Genomic DNA, 16,902 nt, shown 5'->3' on the forward strand with positions numbered 1-16,902 from the left:
TTGGGGTTCTTCAACCCCGCCCCCACTCAGGCGTCATCCCCGAGTAGGCGGGGATCCAGTAAAGGGCAAACTTACCCGTAGCGCAGCATTGCCTCTACCGCGATCGCTGCGGCTTTCGGGATTCCTGCCTTCGCGGGAATGACAAAAGGGGTCGTTGCGGCTTACGGAATGAATTCCGGGCCGCGCATCGCCTCGGGACGCAATGCTGGCTGGTGCGGGCGTCAAGTCCCACGCCGGCCACGTTTTTAAGGACCATGCGATGACCGCCAGGACCGGCTTCGGCCAGCAAGCGATGGATTTGGACGTCGCCATCCCGCGCAAGGCGCTCGGCGCGCGGGCGCGCGGCTGGCTGATCTGGCTCAGCGTCGCGGCGCTGCTCGTCTGGAGCTGGACGCCGACGGAGATGTACAAGATCGTCGGCCTGTTCACCGACTGGCGCAACATGGCCGAATTCGCCGCCGGCTTCACCCGGCCGAATTTCCAGCATGGCTGGACCTATGTCCGCGAAATGATCGAGACGGTGCAGATCGCCATCTGGGCGACGGCGCTGGCGGTGTTCTTCGGCATCCCACTGGCGATCCTGGCCTCCTCGAATGTCAGCCCCTGGTGGATCGTGCAGCCGACCCGCCGCCTGATGGACGCCTTCCGCGCCATCCACGAAATGGTGTTCGCGCTGCTCTTCGTCGTAGCGGTCGGGCTCGGGCCGATCGCGGGCGTGCTGGCGCTGGCCATCCACAATATCGGCATCGTGGCAAAACTCTTCTCCGAGGCCGTCGAAGCCATCGACCCGCGCCCCGTCGAGGGCATCCGCGCGACCGGCGCGACGCGGCTGCAGGAAGTGGTTTTCGGCGTGGTGCCGCAGGTGCTGCCGCTGTGGAGCTCCTACACGCTCTACCGGCTCGACACCAATGTGCGCTCGGCGACGGTGCTCGGTATTGTCGGCGCGGGCGGCATCGGGCAGTCGCTCTACGAGAACATCCGCAGCTTCAACTATTCCGACACGGCGGCCATCCTCCTCATCATCATCGCCACCATCGTCATCGTCGACATGGTCAGCGCGCTGATCCGCAAGATGCTTGTCTAAGGACTTCCGCATGATCGCCGGTCTCGGCCTCGAACCCGCCATCCATCCGACCGCCTCCGTCACGGACTGCACGCTCGGCCGATACACCGAAGTTGGCGCGCGCACGCTGCTGACCGAGGTGGAACTCGGCGACTACAGCTACCTCGCCAATGACAGCGACGCGATCTATACGCGCATCGGCAAGTTCTGCTCGATCGCCTCGCAGGTGCGGATCAATCCCGGCGACCATCCGATGGGCCGCGTCTCGCAGCATCATTTCAGCTACCGCGCCAGCGCCTATTTCCCCGGCGCGGCCGACGACGCGGCGTTTTTTGAGTGGCGCCGCTCGCGCGGGGTGCGCATCGGGCACGATGTCTGGATCGGGCATGGCGCCGTGGTGCTGGCGGGGCGGAGCATCGGCCATGGCGCGGTGATCGGCGCGGGCTCGGTGGTGACGAAGGATGTGCCGGCCTACACGATCGTCGCGGGATTGCCCGCGAAGCCGATCCGGCCGCGCTTCGCGCCGGAGATCGGAGAGAGAATCGAGGCATTGGGCTGGTGGGATTGGGAGCACGAGCGGCTGCACGCGGCGCTCGAGGATTTCCGCGCGCTGTCGCCCGAGGCGTTTCTCGAGAAGCATCGCGGCTGACGCGGCCAGCGACTCCAGAAGGCGGAAAGCGCCGCCTCCCCACCCTCAGACGAAATCCCCGCGAAGGCGGGGATCCAGTACGCCGCAGCGTAAGCGGTTGGGCAGAAAGCCAATTCTGGGTTTGTGAATACTGGATCCCCGCCTTCGCGGGGATTTCGAAAAAGGGAGCGCGGCGCGCCCTATTCCTGCAATGCACCTTCGAACGCTGGCAGCACCACGACGCGCGGCTTGGAGGGCAATGTCGCGGCGGAAACCGTGATGGTCTGCGTTGGGCTCATGTCGAGGTCGAAACCGTCGTCAAGCCGGGAGAGGAAACGGGAAAGCGTGCCGGAATTGAAATAGTGCATCGGCAGCACCAACCGCGCCTTCAGCAGCTTCAGCACCTCCATCATCTGCCCCTGGCCCATCGTGTAGGACCCATCGACCGGCACCATCACCACGTCGAGCTGGCCGATCAGGCCGAGATATTCCGGCCCGAGCGTGTGGTGTAGATGGCCCAGATGCCCGATGCACATGTCGGCGACCTCGAAGATGAAGATCGAATTGCCGTCCTTTTCGAACTGCCCCGTCTCCCAGCTCCGGATGTCGGTGGTGACGTTGCGGATCAGCACGTCGCCGACAGTCAGATTATGCGCCGCCGGGCCGCTGCCCGTCCGCCAGCCGCGCAGCACATGCTTGATGTTCGGATCGGGATAGTCGGTGTAATGCGTGCTGTGGGCGTGGTTCATTGTGACGACATCGGGCAGCGGGCCGCGCCCGGCGTAGCCGGTATAGTCGGTGACGATGGTGATGCCGGCGCCGGTCTCGATGCGGAAGCTGGCATGGCCGATAAAGGTGATGCGCACCTGATCCCTAGCGGGCGCGGCGGCGTCGAGCGAGACATAGTGCACGCCCGGCATCGCCTCCGCCAAGGCGACGCAGCGGCTGCCCGATGCGGCCAGCGCGGGCAACGCGCCGAGGCAGGAGGCGAGCGCCGTCAGCGCGAGAATACGAAGGCGGGCGAAGGCGTTGCGGCATACGGTCATGCGCGGCTCCAGCTAGACAAGCTGCGCTAAGCATAACACCGTATTTCGATTTCGCGGGCGGCGCGGGATCAAAACTGCGTCAGCGTCGCGGAAGACAAGGGGGCCGCCGCGCGCTATGTTTGCCTGCAAACGAGGCAAAGGTCGGCATAGAATGACGTATTCCCAGGACATTATCGACGGTTTCAAAAGCATCACCACGGCGACGCTCACCACGGTGCTGCTCAAAAAGGGCCTGCGCAACGTCTGGATTCGCGGCGCATTTCCGCTCCAGGCGGCGAGCGGCCGCGTCGTCGGGCCGGCCTTCACCCTGCGCTTCGTGCCCGCGCGCGAAGACCTCGCGACGCCGGAAAGCTGGGCCTCGCCGATCTCGACCCGCGCCGCCATTGAAGCAATGCCGGAAGGCTGCATCGCCGTCATCGGCGCCAATGGCACGACGGACGCGGGCGTCTTCGGCGACATTCTCTGCGCGCGGATGCGCTATCGCAAGGTCGCCGCGCTGGTGACCGACGGCGTCGTGCGCGACCTCGAGGGCGTGCTGGCGACGGAATTGGACGTATGGGCCGCCGGCGCGGCCGCGCCGCCGTCTGTCGCCGGGCTGACCTTCGTGGGCTGGCAGGAACCGGTCGGCTGCGGCGGCGTCGCGATCTTCCCCGGCGACCTGATCGTCGCGGACAAGGACGGCGCGGTGGTCATCCCGCAGGCCATCGTCGAGCCGGTGCTGGCCGCCTCCATCGAGCAGGAAGCCTTCGAGGCCTGGATCGTCGAGGAAGTCCGCGCCGGTGCCGCGCTACCGGGCCTGTATCCGGCCAACGAGGAAAACCGCAAGCGCTACGAGAAAAGCCGGGGCCGGTGAGGTCGCTTGGCGTTCAAACGAGGTGCCGCAGCTTAGCCTCGCTTCGCGGCTAGAGCTTTCGACAATTCCGTCGCCCCGGCCGTCAGAGCCGGGGCCACCTCGCATCTCCTCTCGCCGAAGCGTTCGCGGATCGGCCAATGGGTCCCGTTCGGCCTGACGGCGGTCAGGCGACGGGTCTTGGGTGCCTTTATAGAGCGATGATTTTACGTCAAGCACGACGCATCTACCTTTTTGTCATTCCCGAATCCAGCATCCCTGAGGAGCCCGCCGTGGACGCGGCTGGATTCCCGCCTTCGCGGGAATGCAACGCAACTGATGGCGTTGATCCCGCGCAAGCGCCCGCTGGCTCTGACGGCGATCGCCTGCCGTGCGATCGCCGTCAGCCCCCAACGTCAACTCTGCTGAGCCGACGTCTGACACGGCTCGCGACCAGCGCGCGCCCATGTATCTGCCAGCCGCCTCATGCAACGGCTGAACGGATTGCCGACCCTAACCGAAGATCTTGCTGAATTTTTGACCCGCCATGTCTGGTGAATCCGTATTTTGGCCGCTGAAATTACGCATGAGGGGCAAAGCAATGGCTGTTGACCGTAATCTAATTACTCAAACCGCCATCATTCGACGACTACTTAAATAATAATACGAATTTCTATTCGCTAAATTGCTATCATATTACAGCGCCCAGAAACACGCTGTAAGGTTACAACGGAACTCGGCCACAGTCTGACGAGGGCGGATTACCAAAAGCCGCGCCGCGAGCGGTGAGAGGCCAAACGCCCGCCGGTATTCAGCCAGCGGGCGCAATGTGGAGGAAAGTACACGCTAAATCGTGGCGCGAGGCCTTTGTCCGGCGGGGGCGTGAGCCGCCCACCGCCATCTCAACTTCGCCACCTCGCGGCCTTGATCCGCCCCGTGCTCATTCGGCGGGCTGGGGCATCGCCGCTGCCGGAGCTTCCGGGGCAGCGTGCGCAACGTGCTTGCGGCCGATGAAGCTATACACGGTCGGCACCACGAAAAGCGTCAGAAGCGTGCCGAGCGACATGCCGCCGACGATCACCCAGCCGATCTGCTGCCGGCTCTCCGCGCCCGCGCCGGTCGCCAGGGCCAGCGGGATGGCGCCGAACACCATGGCGCCGGTCGTCATTAGGATCGGGCGCAGGCGGAGCACCGCCGCCTCGATCACCGCCTCGACGCGTCCCAGCCCGGCTTCCTGCTGCTGATTGGCGAATTCGACGATCAGAATGCCGTGCTTGGTGATGAGGCCGACCAGCGTGATCAGGCCGATCTGCGAATAGACGTTCAGCGTGCCGCCGGAATAATGCAACGCGGCCAGCGCGCCGGTCATCGAGAGCGGCACGGTCAGCATGATGATGATCGGGTCGCGGAAGCTCTCGAACTGGGCCGACAGCACGAGGTAGATAAAGGCCAGCGCGAGCAGGAACACCACTGCGAGGCTCGACCCCGCCGAGCGGAATTCGCGGCTTTGCCCTGCCAGATCCGTGCGCACCGTGCCAGGCAGGGTCTCGGCCGCCGCCTGTTCCAGCACCGCGATGCCGTCGCCGAGCGCATAGCCGGGCGAGAGATTGGCCGAGATGGTCACCGAACGGAGCTGGTTGAAGCGCTTCAGCTCCTTCGGCGCGACGCTGTCGATGACGTTGACGACGTTCGAAAGCTGCACCATTTCGCCGGACGGACCGCGCAGATAGATGGTCGAGAGGGCCTGCGGCGAGGCGCGGTCCTCGGCGGCGAGCTGGATATAGACATCATATTGCTCGCCATCGACCTCGAAGCGCGTCACCTGCCGGCCGCCGAGCAGCGTTTCCAGCGTGCGCCCCACGACCGAAACATCCAGACCGAGATCGGCGACTTTCGGCCGGTTCAGGCGGATGGTGAATTCGGGCTTGTTCAGCTCCAGATCGGTGGTGATGCTGGTCAGCACCGGGCTGTCGTCGATCTTGTCCAGGATCTTGTCGACATAGCCCTGCAGCTCCGCGTAGGTGCCCGAGGTCTGCAGCACGAACTCAACCGGCCGCCCGCCACCGCGCTCGCCGAAGGAGGGCGGATTGGTGGCGTTGACGCGGATGCCGGGAATGCGCCTGAGCTTGCCGGCGACGTCGTTGACGATGGCCTGCTGCTTCTTATCGCGGTCGTCCCAGTCCTTCAGCGCGCCGGTCGTCTGCAGATCGGTGATCGATGGATTGCCGACGATGGACAGCACCGAATTCATCTCCGGCACGTCCTTCAGGATGCGCTCGACCTCGCGGGCATAGCGCATGGTATAGGCGACCGTTGATCCTTCCGGCGCGGTGCCCCGGACGTTGATCAGGCCGCGATCCTCGACCGGCGCCAGCTCCGATTTCAGGTTGGCGTAATAGAAGGCGCTGGCCCCAGCGACGCAGACCGCGATCAGCAGCACCACGAACCCGGCGCTGATGGCCGTTCGCAGCAAGCGCCGGTAGCCCCGCTCCAGGCCCAGGAACAGGCCCTCGACGAAGCGGAAGAGGCGGCCCGGATTCTCATTATGCTTGAGGATGCGCGAGCACATCATCGGCGTCAGCGTTAGCGCGATGAAGCCGGAGATGATGACCGCGCCCGCCAGCGTCAGCGCGAATTCCAGAAACAGCCGTCCGATGCGGCCCGGCGCGAAAGCGATCGGCGCGTAGACGGCGGCCAGCGTCAAGGTCATGGCGACGACGGCGAAGGCGATTTCGCGCGAGCCCCTGATGGCGGCCTCGAACGGCTTCATGCCGTTCTCAATATGCCGGTAGACATTTTCCAGCACGACGATGGCGTCATCGACGACGAGGCCGATGGCGAGCACCATGGCCAGCAGCGTCAGCGTGTTGATGGTGAAGCCCATCGCATACATCAGCGCAAAGCTGGCGATCAGCGAGATCGGAATGGTGACGATGGGGATGATCGCCGCGCGCACCGAGCGCAGGAAGAAGATGATGACGACGACCACCAGCGCCACCGCTTCCAGGATGGTGTGGTAGACGGCCTTGATCGAGCGGTCGATGAAGACGGCGGAATCATTGGCGATCTCGGCCGTCATGCCCTGCGGCAGCGACTGGTTGATCTCCGGCAGGACCGCCTGCAGCGCCTCCGAGACGTCGAGCGGATTAGCGACGGCCTGCTTGATGATGCCGACGGTGATGGCTTTGCCGCCGTTGAAGGTGCTGTCGCGCCGCTCATCCGCCGCGCCGAGTTCGACGCGGGCGACTTCGCGCAGCCGCACCTGATAACCGTCGGCGAGCTTCACCCGGATGCGGCCGAATTCGGTCGGCGAAGTCAGGCCGGTGCGGGAGAGCACCGTGAATTCGCGGTCCACACCCTCGATGCGGCCCGCTGGCAGCTCGACATTCTGGCTGCGCAGCGCGTTCTCGACATCCTGCACGGTGAGATTATAGGCGGCGAGCCGCTCGCGATCGATCCAGATGCGCATGGCATAGCGGCGCTCGCCGAAGATCTGCACGTCGGCGACACCGGTCAGGTTCTTCAGCCGGTCGATGACATAGCGGTCGACATAGTCGGTGATCTGCAGCGCGCTCATCGCCTCGTTGCGGAAGACGAGGTTGATGATCGGCCGCGCATCGGCTTCCACCTTGCGGATGACCGGCTCGTCGATCTCGTCCGGTAGGCGGTTGCGCACGCGGCTGACGCGGTCGCGCACGTCGCTGGCGGCGACGTCGGGATTGGCCGCAAGAGTGAAGCGCACGGTGATACGGCTGGATTCGGCCCGGCTGGTCGATTCCAGAATGTCGATATTTTCGATGCCGGCGATGGAGCCTTCGAGGATCTGGGTGATTTGGCTCTCGATGATCGCGGCCGACGCGCCGGGATAGGTGGTCGTCACGGAGACGACGGGCTCGTCGATATTGGGATATTCGCGCACGCTCAGCCGGTCGTAGGAGACGATGCCGATGAGCAGCAGCATGAGGCTGAGGACGGTGGCGAAAACCGGCCGCCGGATACAAAGTTCAGGAAGTCCCATGTGCGGCTGCCCTCAATCCTGAACGACGGTGCGGGCGGGACCGGCGACGATCTCGACCGCCACGCCGTCGCGCAGATTCATCTGGCCTGAAGTCACGACCTGCGTGCCGGCCTCGATGCCTTGCAGGATCTCGACCTCGCCGGCCTGGCGCCGTCCGACCGAGACTTTGTTCTCCTTGGCCTTGCCGCCGACGATGGTGAAGACGACGCGGTCGGTGCCGCGCGGCACCACGGCGATTTCCGGCACGCGCACCGCCGGCCGCTCCTCGAGGCCCTTGATGTAGACGCGGGCGAACAGGCCAGGGCGCAGGGCGAGATTGGGGTTCTGGATGCGGGCGCGGATGCGCAGCGAGCGTCCGTTCACATCGACCTGCGGGTCGATGGCATAGATGGTGCCGGGATAGCGCTGGCCGGGAAAGGCATCGACGGTCAATTCCACCTCCTGGTCTTTGCTGACCTGGGTCAGCACCGTCTCGGGCACGCGGAAATCGAGCTTGAGCTGATCGATCTTCTCCAGATTGACCAGCGGCAGGCCCGGTGTCGCGTAGGCGCCGAGCGACAGCGTGCGCAGCCCGACACGGCCGGGGAAGGGCGCGGTGATCGAAAGCTTGGACAACCGCGTTTCGGCGAGTTGCAGCGCCGCGCGCGCCGTCGCCAGGGCCGAGGTTGCCTCGTCGAGCACGCGCTCGGTGCCGCTGCCGCTGCGCGACAGGGCGCTGGCGCGCTCGAAATTGGATTGCGCGAGTTCGGCGCGCGCCTTCATGTCCACCACATCGGCGGCGGCGAGCGCGTCGTCGAGCTTCACCAGCACGTCGCCGGCCTTCACATCCTCGCCTTCGGTGAACTGGATCGCGGCGATGCGGCCGGCGACCTCAGAAGAAATCTGCACCGACTCGTCCGAGCGCAGGCTGCCGACCGACCAGAGATCGTCGGTCGCGATCGCTTTGCGCGCCAAGCCGACTTCGACCGGCGCGGCGCGGCGTCCACCTTGCGGAGTGCCGCTCTGCGCGGCGGCCTGTCCGTTGGTGCCGGAAGGTGCGCCGGATGGTGCTCGCGCGCCGTAGATCGCGTAGTAACCGCCTGCGCCGAGGGCAAGCAAAATGAGTAAAGCCAGTATAGATCTGCTCATAGACTTCATCTTGAATTGCTGGAAGGACGGATCGACCGATAAGGCGAGCGATCGACATAAGCTTTATCGGATAGACATGCAATCATCGAAATGTATTCATTTATACCCCCAACACCATTGGCACGCGCAATCAAGGCACCAACCGCCGGCCGCTGGCGGCTGACGGGTGTCTGGAATGGCCCCTGCACGAAGGTTAATGCGGGAACACGCAATCCGATCCCGGCGGGGGACATTTATTCGCAATCACCGGGCGTGCATCGCCTGCGGGCCGGAAATCCTTTAAGCAAAACTATCGCCACCACGGAGCGGGGTTTCACTCGAGGTTATCCAGTTTGCGTCAACCATCTGGTCAAGGCGTTCGCGTTCTATATCTATAGGCAGAGGCGCGCTTCTCCGCTCGGTCGCCAATTCCTTCAGCTTGGCTCGCGGGGTCGTTGCCCTGAGTTGGCCCTCGCATGCCGCCCGCCCAAAAGCTGCCGCTGCTCGACCCCGCGCGCCGATCAAAGGATCAGACGATGACCGCCGGAAATCGCGAAGCCGCCCATGCCGCTGTACTCCGTCGCGGCATCACGCCCGGATGCGGGGCATAGGCCGATGGTGGCGGCGCAAGTTCTCACGTCCAAGCACCCGCTCGCGAATGACGGCGAGTTGATCGTGGTGGTGGACGACGATACCGGCGCGGCGCGTCTCGTCACCGCCGAGCAGCGTGTCGCCCGCGTCTATGCCGCTCACGGACAATGGCCGCATAAGCGCGTCAACCTCTTCATTTTCGAGACGCTGCAGCCGCTGATCGACCAGCTCAAGCGCGCTTCGAAAGCGCTCGGCGAAAGCGAGGCCATCGCGCTGGCGGCAGCGGCCGTGCTCGAAAGCAAGCCGATGGTGCAGGTCTACAACCTCGCCGACCTCAGCGAATGCAGCATTTTCGTCAATCGCGCCCAGATGATGCGGCTCGGCATGTGGAAGGACGATGCCATCGTCGAAGCGCTGCTGGCCCGCGAACATGCCCAGCCGCTCTCCGAGAATGCCACCACGCGCGTCGCCCGCGCCCTCGGCGCCGTCATCATCGATCCGGCGGCGGGAAACGGCGCCGCCATTCCCTCGGGCGGCGGGCCGGTGCAGCAGGCGCTCGAACACTTGGCGCATGAGCTTTGCCTGCACGCGCCGCAGCAGGTTTTTGCCAATGAATTCGCGGTGCGCGCCGGTTTCGGCGACGCGCTTTTTGCACTGAACCGGCTGAGCCTGACCGGAGGGAGGGCGGGTCTCGTCACCCGCGCCACGCTGAAGGACAGGCTGGACACCGAGATCGCCGCCGGACGCCAGACCGAGGACGGCGCGGCCATGCTGTTGCTGCTCGCCTCGATCGAGGCCCATGCGCGCGTGGCGCTGGAGACCTCCGCTTTTGCCCGCGCCGGCAATCTCGACGATGCGCGCGCGCTGGAAGACCTGCTGTGGATGGAAGCGCTGAGCAAGACCGAGTCCGAGGCGGGGACCGTCTATCGCCAGCTCTATGGAAGCTATCTGGCGCTCAGGCCGCAAATGAACGAGGAGCAGATGCTGGCCTGGGCCACGACAAGCTTCGCGCCGATCATGATCGCCATCACCGGCTATGGCGCGCGCCTCACCGCCTCATTCCATTATTGAGAACGCTCCTGACCTGGAGAATAGGTTCGGCCAGCCGCCCATTACTCGTCCTCCTGCGACGACGAACGGTCGCCAAGCCCTTTCAGGAATTCCGAGGCCGTACTGCGGCCGTTCAGATCACCGAAACGGGACGCGCGGGTCTCGCCCGGCCGCGCCAGGGTGGGATCGGCGCCGCTCCGCATGGCGTCGGCCAGAATATCGTAGGCCCGGCTCCAGGCTTCCTGCGCCTCCTTGTCGAACTCGAAGCCCAGACTTTGGCGGAGCGCCCACAGCAGCGCGTCCTTCATCGTCGTATAGTCCTCTGACTTCACGCCGTATTCATGGTGCATCTGCCCGGCCCGGTCGGCGCCGGGAATGGCGGATTCCGTGCCCGCCTTCGAGGTAACCGGCAGCGAGATCAGCGCACGCAGATGCAGCCGCACGACCTCGGCGACGACCTTCATGAATTTGGCGTGCTGGGCTTGGAGGTCGCCGCGGAACAGGCCGCGCGTATGCGGGGCTATCGTGAACATCCTATCATAGAACAAGGCGCTGAAGGCGGGCGCGTTGAGTTCGATCTTGGCAAAAGTCCGCTGGACGATTTGAATTTGCGCCGGTGTCATACTACTCCGCTGGCAGTGGCGCCCGATCCGCTCCCGTGGAATCGCGAGGGGCACCAGCCTCAGTTCGAGCAAGAACTCCGCCGCAAGAAGGGTGGCCATCCCCGTCGTCGCGGAGATCATCCTTGCGGTCCCGGCTCAGGGCAGTGATCGACGAGGCTGCATTATAAATTAGGAACGCCAGTCTTGTGATAAGTACAATGCCCTACCGGTAACGATGTGCCGGTAGAGAAAATTGATCGTCACTTGGGCTGGACTGGGAGTTATCAGAACGAGATCATTTGCTCGGAAGCAACGCGTTCTGCGCGCAAGCTGACATTACTCGCGCTCCCGCAAATGCGCCGCACGACGATGCGTCAGTCAACCGTTTCCTAGCGTCGATGGCGGCGAGGCTGAGCGAGTTTCGCGTCATAGTCCTTTCGTCGATCCGGCCACGCGTCTCGGATTTTGCTTTGCGCCCTTCCGGCTAAACTTTATCATCCCGCAAAATCGCGCCCGCTGCCTCCGCGTGGCGGTGTCAAGCGGTTGCCGATGATGCGTCCCGAGACGGGCTCGCAGGGGGGAAATTCGTGGTCAAGATCGCCGTCGCGGTCGCAATCCTTGTTGCCATGGCGATCGTCGTCAGGGCGGCGCTGCGCTTCGGCGCTCAGCTCCTGCCGCTCGCCACCGCCATCGACCGGGTGTCGAAATTCGGCGGCGTCATCGCCTCCTCGCTTGTGCTGATCGCCTGCCTTATCAGCGCGGGCAACGCCTTCTCCCGCTACGCCATCCACGCCAATTCCAACGCCTGGCTCGAAGTGCAGTGGTACATGTTCGCCGGCATGGTGCTGCTCGGCGCCGCCGAGACCCTGCGCCGCAACGAGCATGTCCGCGTCGACCTCGTCTACGGCTCCGTCTCCCACCGCGCCCGCGAATGGATCGACCTGCTCGGCGGCGTCGTCTTCCTGATGCCGATGTGCCTGATCATGATCTATTTCACCTGGCCGGTCTTTCTCGATAGCTGGAACCAGAGCGAGATGTCCTCGAACGCCGGCGGGCTGATCCGCTGGCCGGTCAAGCTGATGCTTCCGGTCGGCTTCGCGCTGCTGGCGCTGCAGGGTCTCGCGGAGATCATCAAGCGCGGCGCGGCGCTTCGCGGCCTCAGGGTCGACGAAATCGCCTATCAGACGCCGCTGCAATGATCGAAATCCTCAAAGACAATCTCGGCCCCGCCATGTTCGGCGGCCTCGTCATCTTCCTGCTGATCGGCTATCCGGCAGCCTTTTCGCTCGCCGCCGTCGGCCTGTTCTTCGGCTTCATCGCCATCGAGCTCGGCGTCATCGACCCCAGCTTCCTCGGCGCGCTGCCGTTTCAGCTTTTCGGCATCGTCTCCAATGACCTCTTGCTGGCGATCCCCTTCTTCACCTTCATGGGCGCGATTCTGGAGCGCTGCGGCCTCGCCGAAGACCTGCTCGATTCTATCGGCCAGCTTTTCGGCCCGGTGCGCGGCGGCCTCTCCTACGCGGTGATCTTTGTCGGCGCCATCCTCGGCGCCATCACCGGCACCGTCGCCGCCTCGGTGATCGCCATGGGGGTGATCTCGCTGCCGGTGATGATGCGCTACGGCTACAACATGCGCCACGCGACCGGCGTCATCGCGGCCTCAGGCACCATCACGCAGCTCATCCCGCCATCGCTGGTGCTGGTTGTGCTCGCCGACGTCATGGGCAAATCCGTCGGCGACATGTATGCCGGCGCAATCGGCCCGAGCATCGCCCAGCTTGCGCTGTTCGTGATCTGGGTTGCGATCGTCAGCTTCGTCTGGCCGCATCACGTACCGGCGCTGCCGGTCGAGGCGCGCACGCTGCGCGGCTGGCCGCTCCTGTGGAAGGGCCTGCGCGGCATCGTGCCGTCGGCGGCGCTGATCTTCCTGGTGCTGGGCACGATCTTCCTCGGCCTCGCCACTCCGACCGAGGCCGGCGCCATGGGCGCGGTCGGCGCGCTTGGCCTCGCTGCGCTCTACGGCACGCTGACCTGGAAGCTGACCTACGAAGCCATGACCACGACCATGCGCATCACGGCGATGGTGGTGTTCATCCTGATCGGCTCGCGCGTCTTCAGCCTGATCTTCCAGGGCGTCGGCGGCGGCTTGTGGATCGAGCACATGCTGACGGGATTGCCCGGCGGTCAGACCGGCTTCCTGATCTTCACCATGATCTTCATCTTTTTCATCGCCTTCTTCCTCGATTTTTTCGAGATCGCTTTCATCATCATCCCGCTGCTGATGCCGGCGGTACAGAAGCTCGGCATCGACCCGATCTGGTTCGGCCTGCTGATCTGCGCCAACATCCAGACGTCCTTCATGCACCCGCCCTTCGGCTTTGCCCTGTTCTATCTGCGCGGCATCGCCCCGCCGGAAATCAAGAGCCGCGACATCTATCTTGGCTCGATCCCGTGGATCGGGCTGCAGCTCATCCTGGTCGCGATCATGATCGCCTGGCCGGAGATGGTGACCTACTGGATCAGCAAGACGGCGGTGATGGACCCGGCTGCGGTGGAGCAGCAATTCCGCAATCTCGCCCCGCCCCCGGGCGGCGGCGCGGCGCCGAATTTCGACCTCGGTCAACCGCCGAAGTTCAATTGAAGGGATGGCTCGCGGCTTGACGCGGCGAGGGCGGCGTGACGCGGCAGGCAGGCACCCCTTTTTCGAAATCCCCGCGAAGGCGGGGATCTCAGTATTCACAAACTCGAAATTGAATTTCTGCCCAACCACTTACGCTGCGGCGTGGTAAATCCCGCGTGCGCGGGGATTACGTCTGAGGGTATGGTGGCGGATGCAACCGCCCGGGCGGCGACGCGCTAAATCCAGCTCAACGCGCCGTCCTCGATGCGCAACACCTTGTCCTGCGGCGCGTCGAGACGGTAGCCGGCGGTCCCCTCCAGCTTCAGGAAATGGCGGCGGATGCAGCGGCCGACGCCGCCATGGGCGGTCACCACCGTGTCGCGCTCCAGCTCCGAGAGCCATTCAAGCACACGCACCGACAGCATCGCGTAGCTCTCGCTCGCCGCGCCCGGATAGCGGAAATTCCAGGGGTCGCGTTCACGCTCGGCGACGAGGTCGGGGAATTTCAGATTGAGCTCGTCGTAAAGTTCGCCCTGCCAGTCGCCGAGATTGAATTCGCGCAGGCGCAAATCCGTGCGGTAGGCCTTTGGGTCGAGCCCCATTTCACGGCGGACGATTTCCATGGTCTCGCTGGCGCGCACCAAGGGGCTGGAGACGAAATCGAACGCGGACGGGTCGCCGATCGCCGCCGCCAGAGCGCGCCCGTTCCGCGCCGCCTGGCTCCGGCCGGTATCGTTCAGCGGCGTGTCGAGATGGCCCTGGATCCGGCGGGCGGCGTTCCAATCGGTCTGGCCGTGCCGGAGAAAATAGATCAGCGCCATGTCTGGCGCGCTATCGCTTGCAGGCGATGCTGAAGCGCGCCTTGCCGCCTTCGAGATCGGTCTCCATCAGCACCAGCTCGCAAGTGACGTCGCGGTGCTGGAAGATCTTGCGCTCGCCGAAGGAGATGCCGAGGCTCTGCTGATTCACCACCACCCGCGCCGAGCGCGAGGCGATCGACTGCAGGCTGAGCGCCACGTCGACGTCGTTGTACAGCTTGTTCTGGTCGCGCTTCAGAAGCACGTTGTCGAACAGCACCACCGAGGCGTTTTCGCGAGCCGCCGGGACATTGTCGCGGGTGTCGGACTGGTTCAGCGAAACCTGGGTCGGCGACGCCTTCGCGTCATCCAGCTTGGCTTCGAGCGTGGTCAGACTGGCCTTGCAGGTCTGATATTGCTCGTTCGCTTCAGCCAGGAGCTGCTTGACCGAGGTCAGCTCCTGCTTGGTCTTGGGGTCTTCCTTCACCTTCTCCACCACGCGGTCGACGACCTGCGGCGTCGCGGGCGCGGGCGTGGCGGCGGCATTCTTTTCCAGCTTGCCGAGCTGGGCGCTCATCGAGCGGATCTCGTCGAGCACCGGGCCGAGATTGACTTCCGGAGCCGGCGCCTGGGCGACCGCCTGATTGCTGTTCTGCTTCAAGAGTTCGGCGAGGGCCGCCGCATTTTCCGGAGAGCCGCCGGTCGCCACCAGCGCCTTCAGCTCGCTCAGATCGCCACGTCCGGCCGAATAGCCCACATAGAAGCCGACACCACCCATGGCCACGAGACTGGCCACACTGGTCAGAACGGCATAGGTGATCAGCCTCATGGGATGCATAGCTTACTCTCCGTTTTTTATAGCGACGGATATGTCGGGCGCGTCCTCGGCCTTCATGCCGACGACATGATAACCCGCATCCACGTGATGCACTTCGCCGGTCACGCCCCGGCTCAAATCCGACAGCAAATAAAGCCCGGCGCCGCCGACATCTTCGATGGTCACGACACGACGCAAGGGCGAATTATATTCGTTCCACTTCAATATATAGCGAAAGTCGCTGATCCCGGACGCGGCCAGGGTCTTGATCGGGCCGGCGGAAATGGCGTTGACGCGAATGGCCTGCTTGCCGAGGTCCGCCGCGAGGTAGCGCACGCTCGCCTCCAGCGCGGCCTTGGCGACGCCCATCACATTATAATGGGGCATCACTTTTTCGGCGCCGTAATAGGTCAGCGTCAGCAGCGAGCCGCCATTCGTCATCAGCTTTTCCGCGCGCTGGGCGATGGCCGTAAAAGAATAGCACGAGATCAGCAGCGACTTGCTGAAGTTCTCGGCGGTGGTATCGACATAGCGGCCGTCCAGCTCGTCCTTGTCGGAATAGGCGATGGCGTGGACGACGAAATCCAGCGAGCCCCATTTCTCGGCGAGCGTCGCGAACACGGCATCGACGGAGGCGGTGTCGGTCACGTCGCAGGGCAGCACGATGTTGGAGCCGATCTCGGCGGCCAGCGGCTCGACGCGCTTCTTCAAGGCGTCGCCCTGATAGGTGAAGGCGAGCGAGGCGCCCTGCGCGGCAACGCCTTGCGCGATGCCCCAGGCGATGGAGCGGTTATTCGCGACGCCCATGATCAGGCCGCGCTTGCCGTTCATCAGCGTTCCACGTTCGATCACCCGTTTCCTCCAACATTTAGGACCGCGGGCATCCTACACAAAAGACCTGCTGCGTCCAGGCGCATCGCGCCAGGACGGACAGGCCTCACGGAGAATTCGCCCTGAGGACTCCGGCAAACGTGTATCCAGCCGACTTGAGTGGTCGGGCTGACAATAATCTCAGGATTGGGGAGACAATAAGATGGCTTGCCATTATCTATGCGTGAGAGCCCTTAAAAATTACGGCACCCAAGATGACCGAGCCGACCGGCAGCTCCTACGACAAAGTCCCGCAGGCCCCTGATTTCTCCGATTCAGAGAGCCCGTTTGCGCTGTTCGCGGCCTGGTTGAAGGACGCCGAAGCCAAGGAGCCGAACGATCCCAACGCGATGGCGCTTGCCACAGTTGATGCCACAGGTTTGCCCAATGTGCGGATGGTTCTCCTGAAGGTTGCGGGTCCGGCGGGGTTCACTTTCTACACCAATCTGGAGAGCGCCAAGGGGCGGGAACTTCTCGGTAATGGCAAGGCGGCGCTGGTGTTCCACTGGAAGAGCTTGCGGCGGCAGGTGCGGGTGCGCGGCTCGGTCGAGCGGGTCGGCGATGCGGAGGCGGATGCCTATTTTGCGACGCGCCCGCGCGGCAGCCGCATCGGCGCCTGGGCCTCGGCGCAATCGCGTCCGCTGGAGGGCCGTTTCGCGCTGGAGAAGGCGGTTGCGCGCTATACGGCGCAATACGCGATCGGCGAGGTGCCGCGCCCGGAATACTGGTCCGGCTTCCGGCTGGTGCCGACCGAAATCGAATTCTGGCACGACCGCCCGTTCAGGCTGCACGACCGGATTGTATTTCGGCGCGGCGGACCGGCCGAGGCTTGGGAGAAGACGCGGCTTTATCCTTAGAGCGGGA

The 16,902-nt window shown here is 64.4% G+C and carries 14 protein-coding genes; 7 read left to right on the top strand and 7 right to left on the bottom strand.

Annotated features, from left to right (window positions below):
* The first annotated feature begins 259 nt into the window (after positions 1 to 259).
* Positions 260 to 1,084, top strand: coding sequence for a phosphonate ABC transporter, permease protein PhnE (gene phnE / locus BLEFHOIH_RS24235; protein ID WP_088348727.1), 825 nt, complete (start codon positions 260 to 262; stop codon positions 1,082 to 1,084).
* A 10-nt stretch (positions 1,085 to 1,094) separates the two neighbouring features.
* A complete protein-coding gene (locus BLEFHOIH_RS24240; RefSeq protein ID WP_088348628.1) occupies positions 1,095 to 1,712 on the top strand; it encodes a DapH/DapD/GlmU-related protein in 618 nt (205 codons plus the stop codon).
* A gap of 179 nt (positions 1,713 to 1,891) precedes the next feature.
* On the opposite strand, the gene BLEFHOIH_RS24245 is transcribed toward BLEFHOIH_RS24240, so the two are convergent.
* Positions 1,892 to 2,737, bottom strand: coding sequence for an MBL fold metallo-hydrolase (locus BLEFHOIH_RS24245; protein WP_088348629.1), 846 nt, complete (start codon positions 2,735 to 2,737; stop codon positions 1,892 to 1,894).
* 151 nt (positions 2,738 to 2,888) lie between these two features.
* On the opposite strand from BLEFHOIH_RS24245, the gene BLEFHOIH_RS24250 reads away from it, so the two are divergent.
* Entirely contained in the window at positions 2,889 to 3,590 is a 702-nt protein-coding gene (locus BLEFHOIH_RS24250) for a ribonuclease activity regulator RraA (protein ID WP_088348630.1), read from the top strand.
* Between the two features lie 916 nt (positions 3,591 to 4,506).
* Here the strand turns inward: BLEFHOIH_RS24250 and BLEFHOIH_RS24255 are convergent.
* On the bottom strand, positions 4,507 to 7,584 hold the full coding sequence (locus BLEFHOIH_RS24255) for an efflux RND transporter permease subunit (RefSeq protein WP_088348631.1): 3,078 nt from the start codon (positions 7,582 to 7,584) through the stop codon (positions 4,507 to 4,509).
* Positions 7,585 to 7,596: 12 nt separating this feature from the next.
* Positions 7,597 to 8,712: an efflux RND transporter periplasmic adaptor subunit gene (locus BLEFHOIH_RS24260; protein WP_088348632.1), complete on the bottom strand. Its 1,116-nt coding sequence runs from the start codon at positions 8,710 to 8,712 to the stop codon at positions 7,597 to 7,599.
* A gap of 543 nt (positions 8,713 to 9,255) precedes the next feature.
* On the opposite strand from BLEFHOIH_RS24260, the gene BLEFHOIH_RS24265 reads away from it, so the two are divergent.
* On the top strand, positions 9,256 to 10,353 hold the full coding sequence (locus BLEFHOIH_RS24265) for a hypothetical protein (protein WP_125461879.1): 1,098 nt from the start codon (positions 9,256 to 9,258) through the stop codon (positions 10,351 to 10,353).
* A 41-nt stretch (positions 10,354 to 10,394) separates the two neighbouring features.
* Here BLEFHOIH_RS24265 and BLEFHOIH_RS24270 read toward each other — a convergent pair whose 3' ends face one another.
* Positions 10,395 to 11,075, bottom strand: coding sequence for a globin domain-containing protein (locus BLEFHOIH_RS24270; protein WP_088348634.1), 681 nt, complete (start codon positions 11,073 to 11,075; stop codon positions 10,395 to 10,397).
* Between the two features lie 485 nt (positions 11,076 to 11,560).
* Here BLEFHOIH_RS24270 and BLEFHOIH_RS24275 point away from each other — a divergent pair, with 485 nt between their 5' ends.
* Together BLEFHOIH_RS24275 and BLEFHOIH_RS24280 are read left to right on the top strand one after the other, a co-directional pair.
* A complete protein-coding gene (locus BLEFHOIH_RS24275) occupies positions 11,561 to 12,133 on the top strand; it encodes a TRAP transporter small permease subunit (protein WP_088348728.1) in 573 nt (190 codons plus the stop codon).
* On the top strand, positions 12,130 to 13,575 hold the full coding sequence (locus tag BLEFHOIH_RS24280; RefSeq protein ID WP_088348635.1) for a TRAP transporter large permease subunit: 1,446 nt from the start codon (positions 12,130 to 12,132) through the stop codon (positions 13,573 to 13,575). Before BLEFHOIH_RS24275 ends, BLEFHOIH_RS24280 begins: the two co-directional genes overlap by 4 nt.
* Before the next feature lie 215 nt (positions 13,576 to 13,790).
* On the opposite strand, the gene BLEFHOIH_RS24285 is transcribed toward BLEFHOIH_RS24280, so the two are convergent.
* The 3 genes from BLEFHOIH_RS24285 to fabI are packed head-to-tail and all read right to left on the bottom strand — an operon-like array spanning position 13,791 to position 15,999.
* Positions 13,791 to 14,375 carry a histidine phosphatase family protein gene (locus tag BLEFHOIH_RS24285; protein WP_088348636.1) on the bottom strand — a complete coding sequence of 195 codons (585 nt, stop codon included), beginning with the start codon at positions 14,373 to 14,375 and terminating at the stop codon, positions 13,791 to 13,793.
* Between the two features lie 10 nt (positions 14,376 to 14,385).
* Positions 14,386 to 15,189 carry a hypothetical protein gene (locus tag BLEFHOIH_RS24290; protein WP_088360703.1) on the bottom strand — a complete coding sequence of 268 codons (804 nt, stop codon included), beginning with the start codon at positions 15,187 to 15,189 and terminating at the stop codon, positions 14,386 to 14,388.
* 3 nt (positions 15,190 to 15,192) lie between these two features.
* The gene (fabI, locus tag BLEFHOIH_RS24295) at positions 15,193 to 15,999 is read right to left on the bottom strand and encodes an enoyl-ACP reductase FabI (protein ID WP_088348638.1); all 807 of its coding nucleotides are present in this window, start codon (positions 15,997 to 15,999) and stop codon (positions 15,193 to 15,195) included.
* A 254-nt stretch (positions 16,000 to 16,253) separates the two neighbouring features.
* On the opposite strand from fabI, the gene pdxH reads away from it, so the two are divergent.
* The gene (gene pdxH / locus BLEFHOIH_RS24300) at positions 16,254 to 16,895 is read left to right on the top strand and encodes a pyridoxamine 5'-phosphate oxidase (protein WP_088348639.1); all 642 of its coding nucleotides are present in this window, start codon (positions 16,254 to 16,256) and stop codon (positions 16,893 to 16,895) included.
* Positions 16,896 to 16,902 lie beyond the last annotated feature (7 nt).

It is taken from the genome of Rhodomicrobium sp. R_RK_3 (genome assembly GCF_002198715.1).
In the GTDB taxonomy this organism is placed as follows: Bacteria; Pseudomonadota; Alphaproteobacteria; order Rhizobiales; family Rhodomicrobiaceae; genus R-RK-3.